Genomic DNA, 23960 nt, shown 5'->3' on the forward strand with positions numbered 1-23960 from the left:
AGCACGACCCCAGAAGATAGGGCGGGCCCGGAAAGCCCGCCCTCGCACCAGGAGACAATTGGCGCGGATCTAGTGATGTGCGCGGGAGCCCTCACCGAACTCGGCCTCGATGCGCTGAAAGAGCGGTCGGCCGGAGAGCTGGGACAGTACATAGCCACCGTTTTCGATGATCTCGATTTCCGTATCCGTACCCATGCGTTCGAAACGGCGATGGGCGGCCTCGCTCTCACGCAGCCAGTAACCGTCATTCTCGCCGACGATGAAACGGATCTGCATGTCGGACAGCGGCTCGTATTCGGAACGCTGGCGTGGATGCCCGGGCATGGCCAGCACGCCGCGGAAACGATCCGGCAGCGCGGCTGCGATACGGAAGACACCGGCACTGCTGGCGGAATAGCCAAAGATGTGGAAACGGTCCGAAGCCACATTCACAGGTGAGGCGATATAGTCCAGCGCCTCGGCAGACTGCTCGACAGAATACTGCCGCTCCTCGACACCGGCACGCACCACAACCCAGCCGAACTCCGCCGGATCGTCGTGCAGGAAAAACGTCCCGACCGATATCATCACCGGATATTCGCGGTCGGGATCAAAATCATCCGGGAAGTAAAAGCCCATGGGCATGCTCGCCCCGCCAGACGGCTCGACCTCGACATATTCGTCCGCCGGGGTTGCCTCATCCGTCTGGGCGAAGGCCGCACCGGTGATCACAAACAGGGACACAGCCCAGCTCAGGAGAGTTTTCATACCGCTTGCTCCAATAAAATTCGAAGCCAGCCATACCCAACCACCTGGCAGGTGCCAGCGGATCAGGGATCAGTGGTGTGAAAAACGAGATGAGCGGTCAGTGTTCGGGATGACGGTCGATTTCACGCGCTACATCATTGGGAACATCCACCGGACGCGACGTCGTCGCCTTTCGGATCATGCCGACAAATCCGACCAGGATCACCAGCGCCAGCCATCCGCCTGCGACCATGCCCAGGACAACCGGACGGAATTCCAGCGTGCCGAAATTCATGAAGTCACGCGCCAACAGGCCACCATAGACCAGGACAGCGAGGACGCCGGACCAGAGGGCGAAAGGAATACGCATCGAACAGGATCTCCCTTGAGTGGGTCCAGTTTAAGACCAAGCGGCAGTTACAGCCAGCCCCTTTCTCGCGCCAAGCGTGCAGCTTCCACCCGGTTCGTTGCGCCCAGCTTGCTGCTGGCCTTGTGCAGATAATTGCGCACCGTGCCCCGCGCCAGCCCGCTTGCCTCCGCGATCTGGATACTGTCCAGCCCTGTCTCGGCAAGGCGAAGCAGGCGGCGTTCGGTGTCATTGAGCGGATCGGTTTCACCCCAGGCCTCCCGGATCAGCCCCTCCTGGATGACCTGTTCGCCCGCCACGACACGGCGGATAGCCTGCGCCAATTCCTGTGAGGGTGTGTCCTTGAGGACATATCCGGCGACACCGGCATCCAGCGCCCGCCGCAGATATCCCGGCCGGTCGAACGTCGTCACGATCAACACCCGGGTGCGGATCGTCTCGCGCCGGATTGTGGCCGCCAGCTCCAGCCCGGTCATGCCCGGCATCTCGATATCGCTGAGCAGAACATCCGGTGCATCCGCGCGCACATGGCGCAGCGCCTCGTCACCGGTCGCAGCGGCGCCGACGATCTCGATATCACTCTCCAGCGCCAGCAATGTTGCCAGGGCGTCGCGCAACATCACCTGGTCCTCGGCAATCAGCACCTTGATCATGACAGCTGCTCCGGCAAGGACACCCGAACAGCAAACCCGCCCTCAACACAGAGTTCGAAAAGACCGTCCACCGCCTCGACGCGCTCGCGCATGCCGCTCAGGCCATTCCCTTCAGCAGGTCTGCCACCACGGCCATTGTCCCGGACGGAAATCAGGTGACGGCCGGCTTCCCTCACAAAAGCAATCTCGACACGGCTGGCCTGTGCATGGCGCAGGATATTGGTCGATGCCTCGCGCAGAACCATCACCAGCGCCGCTTCCGGCTCCCCGCTCAAGGCTGGCAGTTCCCCCTGCACGAGCACCTCGATCCCGGCGCTTTCCAGGGCCGCGATCACGCTTTTCAGCTCGGACTGGAGCGAACGGTCGCGCAGGCCGCTGACCGCATCACGGACCTCGCTGAGCGCGTCCCGGGAAATCGTTTGGATGGCCTCGATTTCCTGGCGCGCCATGTCCGGCTTTTGCTCGAACAGGCGGGCGGCCAGATCCGCCTTGAGCGAAATCACCGACAGCGAGTGCCCCAGCAGGTCGTGCAGATCCTTGGAAATGCGCGAACGCTCCGCTTCCACGGCAGCAGCAGCGGCGCGAGCCTGGCGATCCTCCGCTTCCAGCTCGCTCTCGGCCCTCCGGGCGGCAGAGGATGCTGTCAGGCCCGACAGCGCTGAGAGAACCACCACGGCCAGGGTGAAATACCAGGGCGCACCAATCAGTACACACCCCAGCACCCCCGCCGGCCCCAGCACGATTAGAGCGGGCACACGCAACCGCGTATCCGGCAGGCGCGCGATCATGGGAGCTGCAAAGACGATGAACACGGCGGAACCGAAATTCATGGCAGCCATCGCCAATCCCAGACACACCGCCAGTCCCGATGCCACCAGCACCGTCCAGTCCATGCGCCGCATGGTGAAGACGTAAAGCGCGACAAACCCAACCAGCGCGCCCAGCGAGAGTGCGATCTCTGTCGTGTTAGGCGGGTCGACAAACCAGGCGAGGAAGAAACACCCCAGATAGACCAGGTCCAGCCAGGGTTTCTTCGTGGTGAAAAGGGTTTTCAGGGAAGCCATCATTCGCGTTCAGAATCACCTATTGCGCTTGTCTCTTGCGTACCATGGAAACCTCGAAAGCAATGCCGCCTGCGGCGAGCAAATAGAGAATGGCGATGGCAAAGGGCAGCAGGGTCAGGCGTGCCTCCGGCATGGCGTAGAACATCACCGTAACCACGATCATGCGGGCAAAGGCGTGGATGAAACAGGCTTTGGAAGCATAACCCCAGCCGATCACGACCCAGTGGATGGTCATGCCGATGGCCAGCGTCAGCACGGTCAACTCCGGCTGCACGCCGATCACCGCGAAATGCATGGGCCAGAGGAAGTTGATGCCCATCACCGCCCAGATGGCGGCACCGCCGACCGGCGATTTGGCCTTCATGAAGTTGGCCCGCAGCGGCTTTTGCAGCAACAGGCCCAGCGGGAAGATCATGCCGGACCCGGCAGCCGCAAACAGCGCCCAGTCCGCCAGCGGCAGGCGGGAGCCAAGAATCCCCAGCACGATCCAGTAGATCGCCCCGGCAACCGGGAGCGAAATTCCACCTCCTGCTGCGACAAAATAGCGATGGCGCTCGGCCAGAAGGGCTTGGGAAGTGATCAGAGGAGTATCAGTCATGTCAGGCCTTTTCTTGTGTCTGGCCTCAACATGACCGCCCGCTGGACGATGGAATATTCACACCTGTCACCGAAGTAGAGTGACAGCTGTCATCATTTGCGACAGTTAGACACCTTGGCGCGGTGAGCAACGCATGGTATCCGCTGGCCAAATCCTAATTCGATCCTGGGGAATTCGACATGGCGTCTGACCACGTACGCGGCGAAATGGACATCACCGAGCACAAGTCCACCTTTGACGGCTTCATGACGATGACGGTCTGGTCCTGTCTTCTGACCATCGTCATCCTGCTCTTCTTCATCCTGGTTTTTGCCATCGGCATGAACTGGATGGGTGCATTGATCGCAACGGGTGTTGTCGGCGTCGTTCTCGGCCTGGCCCTGTCGATGAAGACCTCCTGGTATGTCACGGTTGCAGGCCTGTTCGTGTCCGGCCTGATCGGCGGCGGCATCGTCAGCCTCTTCGGTGCCTTCCTTGCTGGCTAACAGCGGAAAGTATTGAACTTTCAAACATCATGACCATCTGCGCCGGGAAGGAATCTTCCTGGCGGGTCTTCCCCTGACGCACGAAATCGCGCAATCTGCCCGCCATACGAGCCAAACGGCGGGACGACATGCGAATAGCCATTCTTAAAGAACGGGATGCGGGCGAAACCCGCGTCGCGGCCACCCCCGAAACCATCAAGAAATTCGTAAAGGCAGGCCATGTGCTTGCGGTCGAGAAAGGCGCCGGTATCGACGCCTCGATCCAGGACGAGGATTTCACCGAGGCCGGTGCCGAGATCGGCACGCTGGCCGCGACCCTGAAGGGCGCGGATGCGGTCTTCGCCGTGCGCAAGCCGGACGAGGCCACGCTCAAGAAAATCACCAGGGGCACGCTGCTGGTCTCGCATCTCGATCCGAGTGCAGAAGTGGCCGATGCCATGGCCGCTTCCGGTCTCGACGCCCTGTCGATGGAATTCGTGCCGCGCATCACCCGGGCCCAGGCCATGGATGCGCTGTCCTCCCAGTCCAACCTCGCCGGCTATCGCGCCGTCATCGAGGCCAGCCAGCTTTATGGCCGTGCCTTTCCGATGATGATGACCGCTGCGGGCACCGTGGCCCCGGCCAAGGCCTTTGTCATGGGCGTCGGCGTTGCCGGCCTGCAGGCGATCGCCACGGCGCGCCGCCTGGGCGCTGTCGTCACGGCTACAGATGTACGTCCGGCCGTGAAGGAACAGGTCGCCTCGCTCGGCGCAAAATTCATCGCTGTCGAGGACGAGGAATTCAAACAGGCCGAGACGGCGGGCGGTTACGCCAAGCAGATGTCAGCGGAATACCAGGCCAAACAGGCCGAGCTGGTCGCCAGCCATATCGCCAAACAGGATGTGGTGGTCACCACCGCCCTCATCCCGGGCCGGCCGGCACCGAAACTGATCACCAAGGCCATGGTGGAGAGCATGAAACCCGGCTCGGTCATCGTCGACCTGGCGGCCCCGACGGGCGGCAATTGCGAGCTGACCAAGGCCGACGAGGTCGTCGATCATAACGGCGTGAAAATCGCCGGTTACAACAATCTTCCCGGCCGTCTCGCCGCCGACGCCTCGGCGCTCTACGCGAAAAACCTGGCCAACCTCCTGCCCCTGCTGGTGGACGAGGACGGCAATCGCGCCCCGCACTGGGATGACGAGATCATCCAGGGCATGGCGCTGAGCCGTGATGGCGCAGTTGTGCACCCGAATTTTGCGAAGGCCGATGCCTGATGCGACTGGCGCTGGCGATCATACTCACTCTTCTGGCAGGCTATCTCGTCGCTAACTACGCCGGGCCGATCGCCAATGCTTTGGGCCTGTTCGGTGAGAGACCGCTCTATATCCCTGTGCCTGCAATTATCGTGAATCTCGCTCTGCCAGGGCTATATGCTCTATTGCTACTGGCGTCCGGTGCTGTGCTGTTACGAGACCACCTGCTTGCCGGGAGGTCGACCCATGCGCACTAGCCTGGCCTTCATCAACTGCGCGATCGGCGCTGCGATATTGATCTGGATCGCCTTTCACTTCGCCTATCTGGACGGCTGGTTCGGCGGTAGTGAGATGTACCGCCCGATTGGTCCTGATTTCGGCGAGAACACGGCCGGCCTGCTCGCCCTGAGCGCCTTCCACCTGCTCACAGGCGCCTACCTCCTGCGAGGCGGGCACCTCGAACCGGAGGAAGCGTGATGCGAACGCTCTCCCGCCCGCTTCTGGCCTCTACCGGGTTTGTTCTGGTCCTTGCCGGCGTTTTACTGGTGACGTCCGGCGTTGTCACGGACGTGTTCGGACGTACTGAGCCCCCAGACAATTTCGGACGCATCGGTTGGCGACCTGCGTCCAGCTATCTGCTGACCTATTTGTTTGGACCAGTTCTGGTCCTTCTCGGCGGCTGCTTTGCAAGCGCCTATGTGAGAATCGGAGATCAAAATGGAAGCCGTTGATCCAACCATCTATCGCCTGGCGATTTTCGTGCTGGCGGTGTTTGTCGGTTACTACGTGGTCTGGTCGGTAACGCCGGCCCTGCACACGCCACTGATGGCTGTCACAAACGCCATTTCATCGGTGATCATCGTGGGTGCCCTGCTCGCGGCGACCGCCGGTGTCGGCGCTCCTCCGCCAGTGGATGGTGAAGGCGGGGAAGGCTTCTCGCGCATTGTCGGTACAATCGCCATCATCCTGGCCAGTGTGAACATATTCGGCGGCTTCCTTGTCACCCAGCGCATGCTGGCGATGTACAAGAAGAAGGAGCGCTAGATCATGTCAGCCAATCTTGCCGCCCTTCTCTACCTCGCCTCCGGCATCCTGTTCATTCTCGCCCTGCGCGGTCTGTCCAGCCCGGAAACGGCTCGCCAAGGCAATCTGTTTGGCATGGTCGGCATGGCAATCGCCATCGTGACGACCCTCTTCGCCGTCAATCTGGACGGTGCGGGTATCGCACTGATTGTGGGCGGGGTTGCGATTGGCGGCGGTATCGGCGCGATCATCGCGCGCCGTATCCCGATGACGGCCATGCCGCAGCTCGTCGCCGCGTTCCACTCCCTGGTCGGCATGGCCGCCGTACTGGTGGCGGCTGCCGCGCTCTACGCGCCAGAAGCCTTTGGCATTGCCAATGCCGTCGGCGACCTGAAAGGCCTCTCCCTGTTCGAGCTCTCGCTGGGTACGGCCATCGGCGCGATCACCTTCTCGGGTTCGGTCATCGCCTTTGCCAAGCTGAACGGAAACATGTCCGGCGCACCGATCCTGCTGCCGGCCCGGCACATGATCAATATCGCCATCGGTGCCTTTATCGCGGTGATGATCGCCTTCCTGATGGCCTCCGGCGGTGACGCCAAGACGGCGTTCTGGCTGATCACCATTGCGGCCTTCATCCTGGGTGTAACGCTGATCATCCCGATTGGCGGCGCGGACATGCCGGTCGTGGTCTCGATGCTGAACTCCTATTCCGGCTGGGCTGCTGCGGCGCTGGGCTTCACCCTGGAGAACACGGCCCTACTGGTCACCGGCGCCCTGGTGGGCTCTTCCGGTGCAATCCTCTCCTACATCATGTGCAAGGGCATGAACCGCAGCTTCATCTCGGTCATCCTGGGCGGATTTGGTGAGGATGGCGCTGCATCTGCGTCTGCCGGCCCGCAAGGCAATGCCAAACAGGGCTCGGCGGAAGACGCCGCCTTCGTGATGAAAAACGCCGGCAAGGTCATCATCGTCCCGGGTTACGGGATGGCCGTCGCCCAGGCCCAGCACGCGCTGAAGGAAATGGGTGATCTGCTGAAGGCCGAAGGCGTCGATGTCGCCTATGCCATCCACCCGGTCGCCGGCCGCATGCCCGGCCACATGAATGTCCTGCTGGCCGAAGCCAATGTGCCCTATGACGAGGTCTTCGAGCTGGAGGATATCAATTCCGATTTCTCCAATGCGGACGTGGCCTTCGTGATCGGTGCCAACGATGTCACCAACCCGGCCGCCGAGGATGATCCGGGATCGCCGATCTATGGCATGCCGGTCCTGCAGGTCTGGAAAGCCGGAACGGTCTTCTTCGTCAAGCGCTCGCTCGGTTCCGGTTATGCCGGCGTCGAAAATCCGCTCTTCTTCCGCGACAACACCATGATGTTGCTGGGCGATGCCAAGAAGATGACGGAAGAGATCAACAAGGCGATGGGATAGGCTATCCACCTCACCGCGAAATTGGTCCCGCCGAAGCCTCGCCTTCGCCTCTGGCTTCGGCGAGCCCACTTCCCCATGAATGGGGAAGATTGCCAGCTCCGGTTCATCTTGGCTGGTCTAGCCTGACCTGATGTTATTCGAACTCGCCCTGGCAGACGCCGTCACCGATGACTGCACTTTCAATTCCATCCCTCTCTATGGCGAGGTGGAGGTCGTTGAAAGTTTTGCCGATATCCGTGTGCAGGTCGTTACCAGCTTCCCGGACCTGAAGGTCAAACAGGTCACCAGCTTTCCCGATGATTGCGGCAAGTGGGAGTTTGTCGAAAGCTTTCCCGACTTCACCATCGAATTTGTCGACAGCTTCCCGGACATCAAGATCGAATATGTCTTAAGCTTCCCGGGCCTACCCTGAGGCGCATTGACAGCCCCGCTGGTGCAGCGCAAAACCGCGCCATGCACACAACTATACGCACAGTTGCAGACGTTCGGGAGATTCTGGACCGCGCTGATGTGTTTGGACGGCTGACGGATTTCGACCCGCGCTGGGTCGGTTCCATTCCCCTGGATATTCACGGCCCCGAAGCCGACGCGGATATCTGCTGTTCGGCGGGCGATGATCTCGACGGTTTTGCCGCTCACCTCGAGGCCTGTTTTGGTAACCAGCCCGGTTTCAGGGTCCATCCCAATACCCACGCCGACGAAGCCTCCATCATCGCCTATTTCAGTCTCGATGGTCTGCCGGTTGAGGTCTATGGGCGCAAACGGCCCGTGGAAACCCATGAGAGCTACATCCACTGGCTGGCCGAACATCGTCTGCTGGGCCTGGCCGAAGACCGCCTGCGCCTGGATGTGCGTGAGGCAAAGGCAACGGGCCTGAAAACGGAACCGGCATTTGGCAAATGCCTGCAGCTGGGCAGTGATCCCTATATCGAGCTCTTGAAGCTCGCCTCACCCGGCGATGAAGCCCTGGGCCAGATCATTCGTGCTGCCGGATACCAGACGCGCTAGCGTGCCTTTGCGCCAAGCCGTGCAACCGTTTTCAGCCAGCCTTCGATTTGCCTGGGTTTGGGATGACTCGCTCCTGCAAAGCGCGTGATCCGCGCGGGCTTGAAGCCAACGAAGTTTAGGATCTGCCCCTTGATCTGCCAGGCCAGCGCATCCTTGTAGAAAAGCCTGAACACCCAGCCCGGGGTGTCCGATGTCAGGAAGACCCGGGCGGTCCGACCATCCAGCATGGGCAAGGGCATCGTACCCGGCTTCACACGCGTGTCGAACACGCGTCCAGGCAGAAACGAGCGGTCGATCAGCCCTTTCAGCTTCGCCGGCAGTCCGCCCCACCACATCGGCGCGGCGAAAACAAAATGCTCACTCCATTCCAGCGCCTCGAGGAAGTCTTCAAGCTCGGGTTCAAGCGGTTTCTGGTTCTTGTAACCGCCAAAGCCATAGTCCATGTCGAAATCCATATCGTAGATGTTCAACACCCGAACCTCATGCCCCTCACCGCGCGCGGCCTGTGCATAGGTCTCGATGATCTGTTTGGAGATCGAGCTTTCCGCCGGATGTCCGTTGAGCAGAGTGATGCGTTTCGATGTCATGATGCGTCCCTTTATTTTGACCATGGTCAATTTAATAGGCGAAATAATTGACCGCGGTCAATAACAAATTTGACCGAAGTCAGTTTTTGTGAGACGAACGGGTATGGGAAGAGCACCTCAAAAGCGCACGCTGGAAACCCGCGCCAAACTGGTCGCGGCGGCACAAGCCATTGTTTCCGAAAGCAGTTACATCGAGCTACGCACCGAGGAAGTGGTCCAGCGCGCCGGCGTCGCCAAGGGTACGTTTTTTGCCCATTTCAAGGACAAGGATGCGCTGATGGACCAGCTCATCGGCGCCCGCATCAATGACTGTCTGGACCAAATCGAGGCGCGTCCGGCGCCCGGTACGATCGACGAACTGATCAAGGAGCTGATGCCGCTGGTCAATCTGATGCGCTGCGAGCGATACGTGTTCGACGTCATCCTGCGCCTGTCCGGAGCGGCAGCGATCGAGGAGATCGGCCCCATCGCCCAGACGTTCGAGCGCCAGATCATCGTGATGGCGGGCTGGCTGGCCCAGGGCCCCTTCCGCACCGACATCTCACCCCAGCTGATGGCCGAGGGCGTGCAGGCCTTCTACATCCAGGCCATGGCCCTGAATTTCTGTGCGATCAACCAGGTGGTTCCCGTCGAGGAACGTCTCGGGGAGTATCTGCAGGCTTGGCTGATGCCGGCAGCCCAATAGCCTAATCTAGTGGAAAAAAGATCCAACGGCCGCAGTTCGGGCAACTGAAATCATCAAAACCGCTCTCATGAGCTGCCCGATCAGTATGCCCCTGAATAAGCTCAGGCCATCGTTCTTGGATCGTCTCAGCGCGTGCAACATCCAACGGGTCTCTGAGGACAATCAGATCATACCTCCACTTGGTGATATCGACCACCCGATTGCCGTGTTCGACCTCGAACTCCGCTACCTCTCGGATGGCTCGACAGCGAAAGTCTGCCAGCGCGTCTTCAGCGCGGCGAGCGCGCTGTTCAGAATAGTCCTCTCCCTCTTCGACATTAAGCTCCGGCTCTTCACGCCGTTTCTTGCCAGATATCGCTCGCACTAACCAACCAATCATCAAATTCCCCTAGGCACAGCCCGAACACCGCGGCGCGGCCGGGTCTATCTCCAACCGTTTCGCCTCGATCGCCTCACCGCATTCCACGCACCAGCCGTAATCCCCCTCCTCCAGCCGCTGGAGCGCCGCATCAATGCGGCGGATCTCCCGGGCGCGGCGGGCATCGGCCGCCTTGGCCATGGCCTGGACCTGCAGGGAATCCATGCGCGACAAGCGGCCGACCGATTGCTGGTCCAGCTCTACGGGTTTGCGATCATCATCCGCGCCCTCCGACAGCGCCACCAGCTCTGCCTTCAGCGCTGTCAGGGTCTCACGGATCCGGGCATCACTCATTCAATCGTCGCGATCTCTTCACCGAGCTCGGCAGACAGCAGCTCGCTGTCAACAAGACGCGGAATGATATCGCGCCATTGCGGCCAGGCGGCAAATGCGCGGCTGAACAGCGGGCGTGCACCATCCATATCACCGGCGGTCGCCAGGCCGAAAGCATGCCAGAAGGTGACTTCGTGATTGTCCGGCGCCAGCTCGCCCGCCTGCGCGTAGGCGCGACCGGCATGTTCCATATCGCCCTCGGCCATGGCGTCATCGCCTTCGGTCATCAGGGCGTAGACACGGGAAATCGTCAGAAGGCGGCGCATCTCGGCCAGCGGGTCCGGCGCGTCTTCCACACGCAGATCCACGATACGACCGCCCCAGGCCGGCTGGCTGGCGTCCCCGGAGACGACCAGCATGGCGGCGGACTGCTTGCCGCGAATATCCCCGCCCTCGGCCTCGGCGGCTTCCAGCGCCACCATCAGGCGTTCGGCCAGATCACCCTCGGCGCCCAGATAGGCGTCATACATGGCCTGGCAGACCGTATCATTGAGCATCATGTTGGCCTGGACGCTGAAACCGTCACCCTCGATGTGACAGGCGGCAGCGATGGCATTCTCGCCCGTATGCGCCGCAACATTGCCCTGGGCGTCGACCATGCCGACCTGGCGCACGGCGGTCGCGTCATCGGTCGCAAGCGCTGCATCCAGCGCTTCACGTGCACTCATCCCCGCCCGCATGGAGGCGAGACCGTTGGGACCATAATCGGGAAGGACAAAGGACTGTGTCGCCACAGCGCCGACACCCGGCTCGGCCCAGACCACAATCGATCCGACCGAGAACCAGTGCGACTGCACAGCCGCCCCCATCTGCCCTGTTTCCGCATCACGCGCGACGATGGAATAGGTGTTGACCGGGCGCATGGGCACCGGCGTCTCGGCCAGGGCTGCGGATCCGACCGCCAGCAGGGCGCCGGCGCCGATCAGGCTCTTCGTGACAGACATGGTCTCTCCCCTCAAATCTGTGTTCGAGGGGAGTATAGACGGCTGGAACGGGCTGTCAGCTTGCTTACTTGACGTTGGACGCCATCAGGCAGAGCTGTTCGAACATCACGTCGACGGCGGCCAAGGCCGTGATTTCGGTCGGGTCATAGGGCGGCGAGACTTCCATGATGTCGGCCGCGACCAGATTGTCGATCTCGAAGGCGCGCAGGATGCGCTGGGCTTCATAGGTGGTCAGGCCACCGGGGACCGGCGTGCCGGTGCCCGGTGCATAGGCCGGATCCAGCGCGTCGATATCGAAGGACATATAGGTCGGTCCCTCGAATTTCGGCAGACGCTTGATGAAGGCTTCCAGGCCATTCATGCGCACATCGTCCACCGTGGTGACATTGACGCCGAATTTCTCGACCACGCCCATATCATCATTGGCCGCCAGCGGACCCCGAATGCCGAACTGCCAGGTGTTCTGCGGCTTCACCAGGCCTTCTTCCAGTGCGTGTCGCAGGAAGGCTCCGTGGTGATACTCACAGCCCCACGCGGCCGGATAGGTGTCCAGGTGGGCATCGAAATGGATGAAGTTCACCGGGCCGTATTTCTTCGCCACAGCACGCAGCAGCGGCAGGGTGTTGGAGTGATCGCCCCCGACCGCGATGAACTTCTTGTCGCGCGCCAGGATGTCACCGAAGAATGTCTCGACCCGCTCGCCGGTCTGCGCCATGTCGATCGGCACAGTCGGGCAATCACCGATATCGGCGCATTTCAGCTTCTCCACGAAGTTGATTTCACGCGTCATGTGATAGCCGCGCCCCATGGAGGACAGCTCGCGCACCTTTGTCGGCGCAAAACGCGCGCCCGGGCGATAGCTCAGCGCGCCGTCATAAGGCAGGCCCGCCAGGGCAACATCATAACCGGCATCAATGCCGACATGCGGCAGGCGGAAAAAGGTCTTGATGGCCGCAAAACGCGGTTGTTCGCGACCCGGGATCGGTGTGAAATCTATCTCGCTCATTCCCCCGTCCTATCACGCAAAACGGGCATGGCAAGTTGCGATAACGCTCCCACGCTGCAGCATGTTTGCAGGCCCAGCCCGATTGGAGACACGACCATGCGCGAGCACCTGCTCTACCTCGCCGGATATAATCGCTGGGCCAATGCCCGCATTTTCGACATGGCCTGGTCGCTCAGTGAAGCGGACCGCCGCCGCGACTGTCAGGGCTTTTTCAGAAACTTGCATGCAACGCTGGATCATATCATCGTGGCCGAACGCATCTGGCTGGCCCGCTGGAATGGCGAACCCCAGCCCTTCGATGACCTTGCGACCCCGCTGCACGACGATTTCGAGGCGCTGGAAAAGGCTCGGATCGCCCAGGACCACGTTCTCAGCACCATGGTGGACCGGCATGATGATGCTGCCCTGGCGCAAGAGCTCAGCTATCACAACATGGCCGGAGAGCCGCTGAAACTGCAGAAAGGCCTGATCCTGCTGCACCTGTTCAATCACGCCACGCATCATCGTGGCCAGTGCCATCACATGCTGAGCCAGCTGGGCGCCGACGCGCCCGTGCTGGACATGCCGTTCTACCTGCTTGATTTGTAAGGCCAGGTGTAACGGGGGATTGTACATGCTCACAATTCCACTGGCCGAAAGCCCGCAATGCGACTAGCAAACCCGCTGTAACCATGGGGGATGTATGCCCGAAACAATTCTAGAGCTCGCCAACGTCACCAAGACGTTCAAGGGCAAGACCGCGGTCAACGACGTCAGTTTTTCCGTCGAACGCGGTCAGATTACCGGTTTCCTCGGCCCGAACGGTGCCGGCAAGACAACCAGCCTGCGCATGTCGCTGGGTATTCTCACGCCGGATCGCGGCAAGGTCACGCTGTTCGGCAAAAAGCCCGGACCCAAGGCGCTGGATCGTGTCGGCTTCCTGCCGGAAGAGCGCGGCATCTATCGCCGCATGAAGGTGATTGATGTCATCGTCTTCTTTGCCCGCCTCAAGGGTGTTGAAGCCGGTGAGGCCAAGAAACGCGGGCTGAAAATGCTCGACGAGTTCGAGCTTCTGCACGCCGCGGAACAGCCGGTCAAAACCCTCTCCAAGGGCATGGCCCAGAAGGTCCAGATCATCTCGACCCTGGTGCACCAGCCGGAATTCATCATCCTGGACGAGCCGTTTTCCGGTCTCGACCCGGTCAACCAGAAATCCCTCGAGCGCATCGTCCGCGCCCAGGCCGATGCCGGTCGCACAATCCTGTTCTCCACCCACGTGATGGAGCATGCAGAGCGCCTGTGCGACAAGATCCTGCTGATTGCCAATGGCACCAAGATCTTTGACGGTTCCGTCAAACAGGCACTGGGCGAAGTCCCGCGCCGGATCTTCCTGGAAACCGTTTCCGAACACGATCTTCTCGCCCTGCTGGACGCCTATGGCGATGTCCGCCGCGATGAAGGTGGTGATGACGCCGTGCGCTGCTGGTCTCTGGACCTGGCCGCCGGCGCTGATGCCCAGGACGTGCTCAAGGCCTGTGTGGATGCAGGCGTGAAACTCACCCGTTTCGAACCGGTGCGCGCGCACCTGCATGATGCTTTTGTCCACCTCGTCGAAAGCGCTGGCGGCAAACTGACGGAGACGACTGATGCGTAATATCTATCTGATCGCCCGCCGCGAATTTCTCTCCTACGTCGCCACCTGGGGCTTCTGGCTCTCGCTGGCATCCGTCCCGCTGTTCATGGGCCTGGGTTTCGGCCTGCCCATGCTGATCGAGAACTCCCAGCCGACACGCCACTATGTGATTGTGGATGAAAGCGGGGGGCAGTTGGAACAGGCGTTAGTCGACGGCTTTACGCGTGCCCAAGAACAACAGATCGCGGAAATACAGGAAGCCGTCACAGAGATGGTCGGCGACAATCCCCAGGTCCAGCAGGCTATGGCCAGCGGCATGATGCAACAGATCGGCGATGGACGATATCAGCGCATCGACCTTGGATTGACCGATCTGGAGGCACTGCGTCCCTATTTGCTGGAAGAACAAGCCATTGAAATCGACGGCGAAGAAGCCTCGCTTTTCGCGGCTGTCTTTCTCCGTGGCAGTGTCGAAAACGGGATCGAAGTCGACTATTGGAGCAAGAACCGCACGGATAGCGGATTGCGATCGTCGATCAGCCGGGCCCTGGAAGATTACATGCAGGAGGCCCACTTGCTGTCCGGCGGGGTCTCTCCTGGTTTGCTGCAAGCGGCCGAGGCGCTTGAACCGGAAGTTCGTGAACTGAACCCGGAACGCAGCGGCGCAGATGCCACTGTCACCGATGCCGAACGCATTCCGTTCATCATGGGTGTAGCCGTCGCCTTCGCTTTGTGGATCATCATCTTCTCAGTGGTGAACATGCTGCTGACAGCGATGATCGAGGAGAAGGGCAACAAGGTTCTCGAAATGATGATGTCCGCGACACGTCATTACGAAATCCTGACCGGCAAGCTGCTTGGCGTGGCCTGTGTGTCCGCTACACTGCTCGTCTTCTGGATGGGCCTTGCGCTGGGTGGGGCAACCCTGGTCCAGCAAGCCGCTGCAAGCGCCGACATCCCGGTTGCCGAAATCTTCTCGGCCTTGCTTGACCCGGGTCTTCTGTTGCCGGCGCTGGGCTATTTCGTCATCGGCTATCTGATGTATGGCGCGGTTTTCCTGGCCGTCGGTTCGCTCTGCGACACGATCCAGGATGCCCAGACCCTGATGAGCCCGATCATGCTGATCATGATGGTGCCCCTCTTCCTGGTGATGATCTCGGCAGATTCACCGGACAGCCCGATCGTGGCAATCGCCAGCTGGGTTCCGGTGTGGACGCCCTTCATCATGCTGGCCCGCCTGCCGCACGACCCGGCCATGATCGAGCTTGTCGGTACGACGCTGGTGATGCTGGTCACGGCGATTGGCGTGATCTGGGGTGCCGGTGCGGTCTTCCGCCTTGGCTCGCTCAACCAGGCCAATCAGGAGACCATCAAGGGCTGGTTCAGCTTCGGCAAGAAGAGCTAGCTGGCGATCTTCCCCATTCATGGGGAAGTGGGCTCGCCGGAGCCTTGGCGAAGGCGAGGTCGAAGGGGGCGAGCGCAGCGAGCTGACCTCCGGGCTTCGCCCTCCGGCCCCTCCGTCCTTCTTCGCCAAGGCTACGAAGGACACCTCCCCGGTGGGGAGGATAAGGGAGCCTAGCTGGCGATATTGGGTCGGACCCGCACGGCACGCGGGTCCACCACCTCTCCACACTCCGAACAGGTCGTGACGGTGTGGAAATCATGCCCGCAGCTTGTATGGGTGTGAACGACAGGTGGTCCGGCCGGATCGGCGTAATGCCGGTCGCCCCAGTTCACCATCGCCATGAGGGCTGGATAGAGATCCAGCCCTTTTTGCGTCAGGCGATACTCATGACGCACCGGACGTTCCTGATAGGCGTGTTTTTCCAGCACCCCCTCCTCGACCAGATGCGCCAGGCGCTCGGTCAGGACGCGGCGGGCAATGCCCAGGTTTTTCTGGAAGTCCTCGAAGCGGCGAACCCGCAAGAACGCTTCACGCAGGACCAGCAAGGTCCAGCGATCCCCGATCACGGACAGGGTCCGGGCGAGCGAGCATTTCTCGGATCGAAGTTCATTCCAGCGCATGTCAATCTTCTGGCATTGACTCCGTTCCATTTCAAGACTTAGCTGGTCTTAAATTAAGATGGAGTGAGAGATGAGCTCACGAAATGCCTCATGCGCCATCGTCGGGGCCGGCGATTTCATCGGCTCCGCCATAGCCCGCAAGTTCGCCAGCGAGGGCTATACGGTCTTTGCCGGCCGCCGCAATGGCGACAAGCTGGAACCGCTGCGGGCCGAGATCGAGGCGGCAGGCGGCAGGCTGGTTCACGTCTCCATGGATGCGCGCGAGGAAAAAAGCGTGACCGACTTCCTCAACGCCGCCAATGACGCTGCACCGCTGGAGGTCGTCATCTCCAATCCCGGCGCCAATGTGAACTATCCGCTGCTGGACACGACGGAACGGCTTTTCTTCAAGGTCTGGGAAATGGCCTGCAAATCCGGCTTCCTGACGGGCCGTGAGGCCGCGCGCATCATGCTGGAGCATGGGCGCGGCTCGATCTTCTTCACGGGCGCCACGGCCAGCATGCGCGGCGGCAAGGGCTATGCAGCCTTTGCCAGTGCCAAGGGCGGGCTGCGCCTGATGGCCCAGGCCATGGCGCGCGAGCTGGGACCCCAGAATATCCATGTCGCCCACCTGGTCATCGATGCCGGGGTCGACACGGCATTTGTCCGCGAACGCATCGAGGAAGCCGTCGGCAAGGAGGCGCTGGAGAACATGCCTGCCGACCGCTTGATGGACCCGACGTCCATCGCAAACGCTTATTGGGCCCTGCACCAGCAGAGCCGCGACGCCTGGACCTTTGAAATGGACCTGCGCCCCTATGGAGAGACCTGGTAATGTCTGACTTGGAATTCCTGTTCGATTTTGGCAGCCCCAACGCCTATCTGGCCTGGAAGGCCATGCAGACGATGGAGGCGTTCAAGACGGCCGAGATCAAGACGACGCCTGTCCTGCTGGGGGGCATTTTCAAATCAACGGGCAATACGCCGCCCATGCTGGCCTTTGGCGGTGTACCTGCAAAGATGAAGTATCTGGGCACCGAGATGGAGCGCTTCCAGAAGCGCCACGGTATCACCGACTTCCAGTTCAACCCGAATTTCCCGGTCAACACGCTGATGCTGATGCGCGGGTGTTTCGTGGCCATCGATGAAGGTTATCTGGACAAGTATCTCGCTGCAGGATTCCACTACATGTGGGAGGCCGGCTCGAAAATGGACGACAAGACCGTCTTCGCCCGGGCCTTCACCGAAGCCGGCCTGGATGGCGATCACATCCTCGCCCGCTCCCAGGAACCCGCCATCAAGAAAGCCCTCATGGACACCACCCAGTCCGCCGTCGACCGCGACGTCTTCGGCATCCCCAGCTTCTTCGTCGGCGATGACCTCTATTTCGGCAAGGACACGCTGTGGGAGATCGCCGAGCGGGTGGGATAGCCTTATCCTCCCCCTCGGGGAGGTGTCCCGAAGGGACGGAGGGGCCGGAGCGCGAAGCGCGGAGATTTAGTGCTCACTGGCGTTCGCACCCCCTTCGACCTCGCCTTCGCCTCTGGCTTCGGCGACCCCACTTCCCCGCGTACGGGGAAGATATCCCTACCGCTCAAACCTCGGGCATACTCTCCCGTGGTCCATGTCGTGGGAGGCGAGAGCTCAGTCTTTTCGGGCGTGGATGTACGGGAAGCGTCTGTCGACCTATCAAGGTCATCTGGCATGGCAGACAGCAAACCCGTGTGCGGGAGGCCTTTAACCCCTGCTCTAGACTAAATTCCGGTTTAACCGGTCTCCCGCATGCCTCTCACTCCAGATCGCGAGATCGTGGGGATTTTGGTGCTCCCCCCCTCATCGCCCTTCTTCGCCAAGGCTACGAAGGACACTTCTCCCCCAAGGGAGAAGGATAAGAACGAGGCTCCACCCGGGGCCAAAGGCCTCGCAAGCGCGATCGCGCGTCGGCGCCCATGCGCCGCCTTCGCGTCGTGGAAGCTGGACAGGGCAATGATCCTCGGAGTCTGCTACTTCACCATATGGAAATCATCATGTTCCATCCAGTTCCGCGCGAACTCCGGATCACAGACGTGCGAAACCCAATGCTCTCCCGACGCCGTTAGATACGGAAGACTGAACACCCGTCCCCCAATCTTGTCGAGGTAAGCATTAGCCGCGTCGGTGGCAATTTCTCCTCCCGGCCCCAGAGGTTCGATACTCACTGGCAGAATACTGCCACCAAAATCGATCCATCTGTCAAACTCTTGAGCGATCCAGGCGATCAGCTCAGCGAGAATGTGATGATCTGCGGGTTGATTCGAGAGTGCGCTGAGCGAAACAATCGCGCGTGGCCGAAAGCCGATCACTCTTTCAATCTGGTCGAGTTCATCGGCCGGATAGTAGAAAGACTCAGTCTCCAGGAAAAACCCAGCCGTAAGGCTATCAGCTTGTTCTGCCTTTTTAGAAGACGGACAGAACCAGAAGTCATCCTCGCGCCAGTGACTGGCGCGGGATTTTAGAAGCGCCACTAAACGGGCTTTCTGCTCTCGCGAAAGTGCCTGCCTTATAAGCGCCGAAGCAACCGGTCCCATTTCTCACCTTCTTTGACAGTCATCATACGATTTATCGCTGAGAAAAAGAAAAAGCCGCTCCCTTTCGGGAACGGCCTTTTCTTGACTTACTACAGGTCCTGGCGACCCTAGCGACGTCCGCCACGGCGGCCTACGAGGCCTTCGCGCTGGGCGCGTTTGCGAGCGAGCTTGCGCGCACGGCGAATAGCTTCAGCCTTCTGGCGAGCTTTTTTCTCCGACGGCTTCTCGAAATGATTCCGGCGCTTCATCTCACGGAAGGTACCCTCCCGCTGCATTTTCTTTTTCAGCGCGCGGAGCGCTTGCTCCACATTATTGTCGCGCACAACGATCTGTACGATGGCTCTCTCTCCATTAATTAGGATGCGAGGACCCTCCCCACATCGCTGGTTCGCCAGAGGCGCGGCAGATAGCAGAGCTGCGACGCTGTGTCCACAGTGCTGTGACATCTCGGACGGATGACCTTGCAGCAAAGATGACGTAGACAGGGCGCATGACACGTTCTTCCGACACCGCTTCAGACCTTCACCATATCACAAGAGACGCGATTTTGCAGTCTGCACTGGGGATTGCAGCTTTTGACGGCTGGACCGCCGACAGTTTTGCGGCCGCTGTAAAAGAATCGGGTGTCGATGCAGGATTGGCACACCTGGCCTGCCCGCGCGAGGAGCTGGATCTGATCATTCACTGGTCCAACCAGATGGATGCGCAGGCGGAAAAGGCGATTCTCGACAAGGACATCGCGGACATGAAAGTGCGCGACCGGGTGACGTTCTGCGTGCTGGCCCGCCTGGAAGCCATCGGCCCGAACGAGGAAGCCGCTCGTCGCGCGCGTGCGCGGCTGTTGCTGCCCGACGCTGTCACCGAGAGCGCCAGCCTGGTCTGGAACAGTTGTGACACGGTCTGGCGGGCGATCGGCGACCAGTCGACCGATTTCAACTTCTATTCCAAACGCGCCATCCTCTCCGGCGTTTATGGCTCGACGCTCAGCGTCTGGCTGGGCGAGAGCGACCCGGAAAAACCGCGCGCGCGGGAATTCCTCGATCATCGCATCGAGAATGTGATGCAGTTCGAGAAGGCCAAGTGGCAGTTCCGCAAGGCCACCGCCAACCTGCCCGATCTCGGCTCCATCCTCGGCAAGATGCGTTACGGTTTCGGCCCGCGGGTCTGACCGGAAACAACCCCACAAAATGTGTGCGCTTAGCCGCCGCGCGACGGCGTGACATAGCGATTCCGGCGCGCTGATTTCCTAGATTGTCAGCATGACATTGCCCGACAAGGAGGGCCAGATGCAGACCGGAAACCAGGGTCGGATCCACGACCTGGACTATCACCTCAATCCGCAGGGCCTGGGCGACCATATCGCCCTGGGTTTTGTGAAGATGCTGCGTTTTTTCGCCGACACGTTTTTCGCCAAGCGCTACGGGCACCGGGCCGTCGTGCTGGAGACGGTCGCAGCCGTACCGGGCATGGTGGGTGGCCTGCTGCAGCATCTCAAGGCGCTGCGCCGGATCCGAGATGATGAGGGCTGGATCCGCACCTTGCTGGACGAGGCCGAGAATGAGCGCATGCACCTGATGACCTTCATCGAGATCGCCAAGCCGACCCTGTTCGAGCGACTGGTCATCATGATCACGCAGGCGATTTTCTATAACGCCTATTTCTTCCTCTACCTCTTCGCCCCGCGCACCGCCCACCGCGTGGTCGGCTATTTCGAGGAAGAGGCCGTGATCAGCTACACCGCCTATCTAAACGAGATTGATGCAGGCCGCCACGACAATGTTCCGGCACCGGATATCGCCATCAAGTACTGGAACCTGCCGGCGGATGCCCGCCTGCGCGATGTCGTCATCGCTGTGCGCGCCGACGAGGCCGAGCACCGCGATGTCAATCACGGCTTTGCCGACGCGCTGGGCCGCAAGGCGCGAACCGCCGCGGCTTGATCCCGGCCCGGCTTGAACCCGGAGCTGGCAATCCCGATATCTCCCCTGTCAGCCAGGGGAGATATCCATGCATCTTGTCGCCACACCCGCCTCACACTTCGCCCGCAAGGTGCGTCTCCTGCTCGACCATTACGGGCTGGCCTATGACATGGTGGATGCCGGCAATGTTGCCGAGTTCAGCGAGGACAAGTTTGCCGGTAATCCGCTGATGCTGGTGCCGGTGCTCAATGACGGTGATCTGACGGTCTATGACAGCGACCACATCGCCGCCTATCTGGTGCGCAAACATGACCCGGCCGACCGCTATGGTGTGTTGACCACTGATGTGCGGGAGCTGAATACCCGTACGGTCCTGAACGGGATGATGTCGGCGGACACGCGCCTGGTACTGGGCGCCCGGACGGGGCTGAACACCGAGAACCAGCCATTTTTCGACAAGGCCCGGGCGGTTTTCACCAAGGGCTTCGACTGGCTGGACGCCAATATCGATCTCTTCAATGCCGAGACGCCGCGTTATCTCGACTTCCACCTGATCTCGTCCTTTGACCACATGGAGTGTTATGGCCTCGCCATGCCGGACCAGCCAGCGCTCAGGGCGCTTAGGGACAGGCTGCGGGCCCATGTGCGCATCGCGGCCTCAAACCCGCCGGCACCGGCCGTCTATGCCTGAGCCCAGCGGGGTGAGTGGAAATAGGCCTCTTTCGCCCGGACCTGGACCAGATCTCGCTCCGGCCAGCGCATGGCCGTCAGATGCCCCCCGAAACAACAGCCGGTATCGATGCAATAGACATTGTTGAGCTCGCGCACGCCGGGCTCGGCGACATGGCCATGCACGACAGCCCGCTTGCCAGAATACTTCGCTGCCCAGTTCAGACGCACCGGCAGGCCGTACTGGTCGCGCTGTTTGGCAACATCGCCGAACATGGCAAAAGACCGCTCCTCGCCGCTGAAGCGCCCGTGGAACTTCTCGGCCAGGCCGGCATGGGCCACCAGCAGATCACCCTTGTCCAGGATGAGATGGGTCGGCAGCCCCCTGATAAAGTCGCTGCACTCTGCCTTGAAGGCGGCGTCTTCCTGTTCGAACTGCTCCGCTGTCTCCTCGATGCCGTGGGTCATGCGCACAGTCTTGCCATCGAGCCAGCGGCGGAATTTGTCATCGTGGTTGCCCACCACCGCCAGCGCATCGCCGCGTTTGACCATGCCCATGACCAGACGCATCACATCCGGCGAACGCGGCCCGCGGTCGACCATATCGCCCAGGAAGACCGGCTTGCGCCCATGCGGGTGCGAGATGTCATAGAACCGACGACCCTCCGGCCCCTGGAACCCGACGCGATAGCCCAGTTTTTCCAGCAGGATCTCGGTCTCCCCGGCACAGCCGTGAATATCCCCGATCAGGTCGAAGGGGCCGCAATCATTTCGAAACCGGTTGGGAGATATGTCTGCCATCACTTTCTTATACGCCGAGTGACGCGGGAATGCGCGGTTCATCCGCGGCCCGGACGGCTTAACAAATCCTTGCCGGAAGTAGTCATACTAAATTACCAGACACCGTGAGTTGCATCACGTGAATATTCACGAATTCGGGCCATATCTGTCCCGCGTAACGTGAAAGGTCCAGAAAACATGGCGATCAGTGAATCGACACAGCCATCAGAACGTCGCGGTAGAGCCCGCATCCAGATGCAAATCCTGGGCAGCTTCATGACCGATACGATCGGGGCAACGGCCTGCGAGATCTGTGACCTGGCGCCAGGAGGGGTTCGTCTCTCGGCCACACGTCAACCTTCCCAGGATGACCGTATCGGCCTCAACATCCCGGCACTGGGCCGTTTTGTCGGCAAGGTGGTCTGGGTTGATGGCAATGAATTCGGTGTCCAGTTCACCGCGTCTGCAGGTGCACGGGCACTCGCCAACGAGCTGTCCACCCGCCGCAGCCTGGAACGCATGAACATCACCCTGCGCGCGGATGGTGAAGCACCGACGCTGACACTCAGCCGGGAAAATGGCGAAAGCTCGGAAGTCACCCTGCAAAAGCTTACTGTGGAAGGTGCCAGCTTCACCGCCGACACGCTTCCCGAAGTGGACGAGACCGTCAGCATTTGCGACATGCCGGCCACGGTCATGAAGGTCGTGGATGATCGTTTCGCAGTTCGTTTCCACCCACCCCGCGACGTCGCGCTGGACTAGCCCCTACAGCCGCCCCAGACGATTGATGTGGCCCATCTTGCGGCCCGGCTTGGTGGTGCGCTTGCCGTAAAGATGCAGGCGGACTTCAGGATCTGCGGACAGGGCCTGCCAGGCATCCGCGTCATGACCGATGAGATTGGTCATCACGGCAGAGGAGTGCGGCCGGGCATCGCCCAGGGGCCAGCCGGCCACCGCGCGCATATGCTGTTCGAACTGCGAACAGGCACAGGCGTCCTGGGTCCAGTGACCGGTATTGTGTACGCGCGGCGCGATTTCATTGACCAGCAGCTCGCCATTTTCCAGCTCGAACAGCTCGACCGCGAACACACCGACATGATCCAAACCGCCGCCAATGGCACTGGCGATTTCCCCGGCCCGGGCCAGTGTTGTGGCGGGCAGGTTCGGAGCCGGTGCTGTCGTCGTCTTCAGGATACCATCGCCATGCACGTTCTCGCCCAGCGGATAAGCCCGGACCTCACCGTCCAGGCTGCGGGCGGCCACAACGGATAGCTCGCGCACAAAGGCGGCCGCGCCTTCCAGAATGGCTGGCTGCTCACCGATCGCCTTCCAGGCGTGTTCGATATCATCGTGAGAGCGGATCCAGGCCTGGCCCTTGCCGTCATAGCCAAAGCGCCGCGTCTTCAGCACGGACGGCGTCCCGATCAGGGCAACCGCTTCCATCAGCTCGGTCAAATCAGCCACCGGCGCAAACGGCACGGTCGCGACACCGGCCTCATTGATGAAGCTCTTCTCGATCACCCGGTCCTGGGTCAGCTCCAATGACCGCGCGCGAGGGCGCAATTGCGATACACGCGCGGCGATCTCGACGGCCGAGACCGGAACGTTCTCGAATTCATAGGTGATGGCATCGCAGCGATCAGCGAACCCCTGAACCGCGCCCTCATCCGACCACGGCGCGGCCCAGGCACGGGCGGCAACCCGCGAGGCGGGACATTCCGGCTCGGGATCGAAAATATGGATGTCGAATCCCAGCTCTGCGCCGGCGACAGCGAGCATACGGCCCAGCTGCCCCCCGCCAAGAATTCCAATGACCGATCCGGGTGCAAGAGGCGCGTGGCTCATGCGT

Annotated in this window: 33 protein-coding genes; 18 read left to right on the forward strand and 15 right to left on the reverse strand. The window is 61.0% G+C overall.

Annotated features, from left to right (window positions below; genetic code table 11):
* Window positions 1-69: 69 nt before the first annotated feature.
* The 5 genes from JJ889_RS09715 to JJ889_RS09735 form a co-directional block, all read right to left on the reverse strand.
* Complete coding sequence (locus tag JJ889_RS09715) at window positions 70-747, reverse strand: hypothetical protein (protein WP_291894399.1); 678 nt, start codon at window positions 745-747, stop codon at window positions 70-72.
* A gap of 97 nt (window positions 748-844) precedes the next feature.
* The gene (locus JJ889_RS09720) at window positions 845-1096 is read right to left on the reverse strand and encodes a hypothetical protein (RefSeq protein ID WP_291894402.1); all 252 of its coding nucleotides are present in this window, start codon (window positions 1094-1096) and stop codon (window positions 845-847) included.
* Between the two features lie 47 nt (window positions 1097-1143).
* On the reverse strand, window positions 1144-1746 hold the full coding sequence (locus tag JJ889_RS09725; RefSeq protein ID WP_291894405.1) for a response regulator transcription factor: 603 nt from the start codon (window positions 1744-1746) through the stop codon (window positions 1144-1146).
* Window positions 1743-2813 (reverse strand): sensor histidine kinase, encoded by a 1071-nt coding sequence (locus JJ889_RS09730; protein ID WP_291894408.1) that lies wholly within the window; start codon window positions 2811-2813, stop codon window positions 1743-1745. Before JJ889_RS09730 ends, JJ889_RS09725 begins: the two co-directional genes overlap by 4 nt.
* A gap of 16 nt (window positions 2814-2829) precedes the next feature.
* Complete coding sequence (locus JJ889_RS09735) at window positions 2830-3408, reverse strand: hypothetical protein (RefSeq protein ID WP_291894411.1); 579 nt, start codon at window positions 3406-3408, stop codon at window positions 2830-2832.
* Window positions 3409-3587: 179 nt separating this feature from the next.
* On the opposite strand from JJ889_RS09735, the gene JJ889_RS09740 reads away from it, so the two are divergent.
* The 8 genes from JJ889_RS09740 to JJ889_RS09775 all read left to right on the forward strand — a co-directional run bounded on the left by JJ889_RS09740 (window position 3588) and on the right by JJ889_RS09775 (window position 8587).
* A complete protein-coding gene (locus JJ889_RS09740; protein ID WP_291894414.1) occupies window positions 3588-3893 on the forward strand; it encodes an aa3-type cytochrome c oxidase subunit IV in 306 nt (101 codons plus the stop codon).
* Window positions 3894-4021: 128 nt separating this feature from the next.
* The gene (locus JJ889_RS09745; protein WP_291894417.1) at window positions 4022-5149 is read left to right on the forward strand and encodes a Re/Si-specific NAD(P)(+) transhydrogenase subunit alpha; all 1128 of its coding nucleotides are present in this window, start codon (window positions 4022-4024) and stop codon (window positions 5147-5149) included.
* A 225-nt stretch (window positions 5150-5374) separates the two neighbouring features.
* Window positions 5375-5605, forward strand: a complete 231-nt coding sequence (locus JJ889_RS09750; RefSeq protein WP_291894420.1) for a hypothetical protein — start codon at window positions 5375-5377, stop codon at window positions 5603-5605.
* The gene (locus JJ889_RS09755; protein ID WP_291894423.1) at window positions 5605-5859 is read left to right on the forward strand and encodes a hypothetical protein; all 255 of its coding nucleotides are present in this window, start codon (window positions 5605-5607) and stop codon (window positions 5857-5859) included. The genes JJ889_RS09750 and JJ889_RS09755 overlap by 1 nt, the downstream gene beginning before the upstream one ends.
* On the forward strand, window positions 5846-6172 hold the full coding sequence (locus JJ889_RS09760; RefSeq protein WP_291894426.1) for an NAD(P) transhydrogenase subunit alpha: 327 nt from the start codon (window positions 5846-5848) through the stop codon (window positions 6170-6172). Before JJ889_RS09755 ends, JJ889_RS09760 begins: the two co-directional genes overlap by 14 nt.
* A gap of 3 nt (window positions 6173-6175) precedes the next feature.
* Window positions 6176-7579, forward strand: coding sequence for an NAD(P)(+) transhydrogenase (Re/Si-specific) subunit beta (locus JJ889_RS09765; protein ID WP_291894429.1), 1404 nt, complete (start codon window positions 6176-6178; stop codon window positions 7577-7579).
* A gap of 130 nt (window positions 7580-7709) precedes the next feature.
* Entirely contained in the window at window positions 7710-7991 is a 282-nt protein-coding gene (locus JJ889_RS09770) for a hypothetical protein (protein ID WP_291894432.1), read from the forward strand.
* A 41-nt stretch (window positions 7992-8032) separates the two neighbouring features.
* On the forward strand, window positions 8033-8587 hold the full coding sequence (locus JJ889_RS09775; protein ID WP_291894435.1) for a DUF4269 domain-containing protein: 555 nt from the start codon (window positions 8033-8035) through the stop codon (window positions 8585-8587).
* Here the strand turns inward: JJ889_RS09775 and JJ889_RS09780 are convergent.
* Window positions 8584-9174, reverse strand: coding sequence for an NAD(P)H-dependent oxidoreductase (locus JJ889_RS09780; RefSeq protein WP_291894438.1), 591 nt, complete (start codon window positions 9172-9174; stop codon window positions 8584-8586). The genes JJ889_RS09775 and JJ889_RS09780 overlap by 4 nt on opposite strands.
* 103 nt (window positions 9175-9277) lie before the next feature.
* Between JJ889_RS09780 and JJ889_RS09785 the strand changes: the two genes are divergently transcribed.
* Window positions 9278-9859, forward strand: a complete 582-nt coding sequence (locus JJ889_RS09785; RefSeq protein WP_291894442.1) for a TetR/AcrR family transcriptional regulator — start codon at window positions 9278-9280, stop codon at window positions 9857-9859.
* 1 nt (window position 9860) lies between these two features.
* Here JJ889_RS09785 and JJ889_RS09790 read toward each other — a convergent pair whose 3' ends face one another.
* The 4 genes from JJ889_RS09790 to speB all read right to left on the reverse strand — a co-directional run bounded on the left by JJ889_RS09790 (window position 9861) and on the right by speB (window position 12560).
* Window positions 9861-10238: a hypothetical protein gene (locus tag JJ889_RS09790; RefSeq protein WP_291894445.1), complete on the reverse strand. Its 378-nt coding sequence runs from the start codon at window positions 10236-10238 to the stop codon at window positions 9861-9863.
* 9 nt (window positions 10239-10247) lie between these two features.
* Complete coding sequence (locus JJ889_RS09795; protein ID WP_291894448.1) at window positions 10248-10571, reverse strand: TraR/DksA C4-type zinc finger protein; 324 nt, start codon at window positions 10569-10571, stop codon at window positions 10248-10250.
* Window positions 10568-11554, reverse strand: coding sequence for a DUF1028 domain-containing protein (locus JJ889_RS09800; RefSeq protein WP_291894452.1), 987 nt, complete (start codon window positions 11552-11554; stop codon window positions 10568-10570). The genes JJ889_RS09795 and JJ889_RS09800 overlap by 4 nt, the downstream gene beginning before the upstream one ends.
* A gap of 64 nt (window positions 11555-11618) precedes the next feature.
* Entirely contained in the window at window positions 11619-12560 is a 942-nt protein-coding gene (speB, locus tag JJ889_RS09805; RefSeq protein ID WP_291894455.1) for an agmatinase, read from the reverse strand.
* A 96-nt stretch (window positions 12561-12656) separates the two neighbouring features.
* On the opposite strand from speB, the gene JJ889_RS09810 reads away from it, so the two are divergent.
* From JJ889_RS09810 to JJ889_RS09820, 3 genes are all read left to right on the forward strand, one after another.
* Entirely contained in the window at window positions 12657-13148 is a 492-nt protein-coding gene (locus JJ889_RS09810; RefSeq protein ID WP_291894458.1) for a DinB family protein, read from the forward strand.
* 94 nt (window positions 13149-13242) lie between these two features.
* The gene (locus tag JJ889_RS09815; RefSeq protein ID WP_291894461.1) at window positions 13243-14193 is read left to right on the forward strand and encodes an ATP-binding cassette domain-containing protein; all 951 of its coding nucleotides are present in this window, start codon (window positions 13243-13245) and stop codon (window positions 14191-14193) included.
* Window positions 14186-15577 carry an ABC transporter permease gene (locus JJ889_RS09820; RefSeq protein ID WP_291894464.1) on the forward strand — a complete coding sequence of 464 codons (1392 nt, stop codon included), beginning with the start codon at window positions 14186-14188 and terminating at the stop codon, window positions 15575-15577. The genes JJ889_RS09815 and JJ889_RS09820 overlap by 8 nt, the downstream gene beginning before the upstream one ends.
* A 170-nt stretch (window positions 15578-15747) precedes the next feature.
* Here JJ889_RS09820 and JJ889_RS09825 read toward each other — a convergent pair whose 3' ends face one another.
* Window positions 15748-16197 (reverse strand): helix-turn-helix domain-containing protein, encoded by a 450-nt coding sequence (locus JJ889_RS09825; protein ID WP_291894467.1) that lies wholly within the window; start codon window positions 16195-16197, stop codon window positions 15748-15750.
* Window positions 16198-16267: 70 nt separating this feature from the next.
* On the opposite strand from JJ889_RS09825, the gene JJ889_RS09830 reads away from it, so the two are divergent.
* Window positions 16268-17011, forward strand: coding sequence for an SDR family NAD(P)-dependent oxidoreductase (locus JJ889_RS09830; RefSeq protein WP_291894469.1), 744 nt, complete (start codon window positions 16268-16270; stop codon window positions 17009-17011).
* The gene (locus tag JJ889_RS09835; RefSeq protein WP_291894472.1) at window positions 17011-17607 is read left to right on the forward strand and encodes a 2-hydroxychromene-2-carboxylate isomerase; all 597 of its coding nucleotides are present in this window, start codon (window positions 17011-17013) and stop codon (window positions 17605-17607) included. The genes JJ889_RS09830 and JJ889_RS09835 overlap by 1 nt, the downstream gene beginning before the upstream one ends.
* A gap of 572 nt (window positions 17608-18179) precedes the next feature.
* Here the strand turns inward: JJ889_RS09835 and JJ889_RS09840 are convergent.
* Both JJ889_RS09840 and rpsU read right to left on the reverse strand, forming a co-directional pair.
* Window positions 18180-18743 carry a DUF6368 family protein gene (locus JJ889_RS09840; RefSeq protein WP_291894475.1) on the reverse strand — a complete coding sequence of 188 codons (564 nt, stop codon included), beginning with the start codon at window positions 18741-18743 and terminating at the stop codon, window positions 18180-18182.
* Window positions 18744-18850: 107 nt separating this feature from the next.
* Window positions 18851-19138 carry a 30S ribosomal protein S21 gene (rpsU, locus tag JJ889_RS09845; RefSeq protein WP_366524368.1) on the reverse strand — a complete coding sequence of 96 codons (288 nt, stop codon included), beginning with the start codon at window positions 19136-19138 and terminating at the stop codon, window positions 18851-18853.
* Between the two features lie 95 nt (window positions 19139-19233).
* On the opposite strand from rpsU, the gene JJ889_RS09850 reads away from it, so the two are divergent.
* The 3 genes from JJ889_RS09850 (at window position 19234) to JJ889_RS09860 (ending at window position 21353) form a co-directional block, all read left to right on the forward strand.
* A complete protein-coding gene (locus tag JJ889_RS09850; RefSeq protein ID WP_291894478.1) occupies window positions 19234-19911 on the forward strand; it encodes a COQ9 family protein in 678 nt (225 codons plus the stop codon).
* Between the two features lie 118 nt (window positions 19912-20029).
* Window positions 20030-20683, forward strand: a complete 654-nt coding sequence (locus tag JJ889_RS09855) for an alternative oxidase (protein ID WP_366940092.1) — start codon at window positions 20030-20032, stop codon at window positions 20681-20683.
* 67 nt (window positions 20684-20750) lie between these two features.
* Window positions 20751-21353 (forward strand): glutathione S-transferase family protein, encoded by a 603-nt coding sequence (locus JJ889_RS09860; RefSeq protein ID WP_291894484.1) that lies wholly within the window; start codon window positions 20751-20753, stop codon window positions 21351-21353.
* Here JJ889_RS09860 and JJ889_RS09865 read toward each other — a convergent pair.
* Window positions 21344-22132: a metallophosphoesterase gene (locus tag JJ889_RS09865; protein ID WP_291894487.1), complete on the reverse strand. Its 789-nt coding sequence runs from the start codon at window positions 22130-22132 to the stop codon at window positions 21344-21346. The genes JJ889_RS09860 and JJ889_RS09865 overlap by 10 nt on opposite strands.
* Window positions 22133-22309: 177 nt before the next feature.
* Between JJ889_RS09865 and JJ889_RS09870 the strand changes: the two genes are divergently transcribed.
* The gene (locus tag JJ889_RS09870; RefSeq protein WP_291894491.1) at window positions 22310-22873 is read left to right on the forward strand and encodes a PilZ domain-containing protein; all 564 of its coding nucleotides are present in this window, start codon (window positions 22310-22312) and stop codon (window positions 22871-22873) included.
* Between the two features lie 3 nt (window positions 22874-22876).
* Here JJ889_RS09870 and JJ889_RS09875 read toward each other — a convergent pair whose 3' ends face one another.
* Window positions 22877-23956 carry a 5-(carboxyamino)imidazole ribonucleotide synthase gene (locus JJ889_RS09875; RefSeq protein ID WP_291894494.1) on the reverse strand — a complete coding sequence of 360 codons (1080 nt, stop codon included), beginning with the start codon at window positions 23954-23956 and terminating at the stop codon, window positions 22877-22879.
* Window positions 23957-23960 lie beyond the last annotated feature (4 nt).

The organism is Maricaulis sp. (assembly GCF_017643475.1).
Taxonomy (GTDB): Bacteria; Pseudomonadota; Alphaproteobacteria; order Caulobacterales; family Maricaulaceae; genus Maricaulis.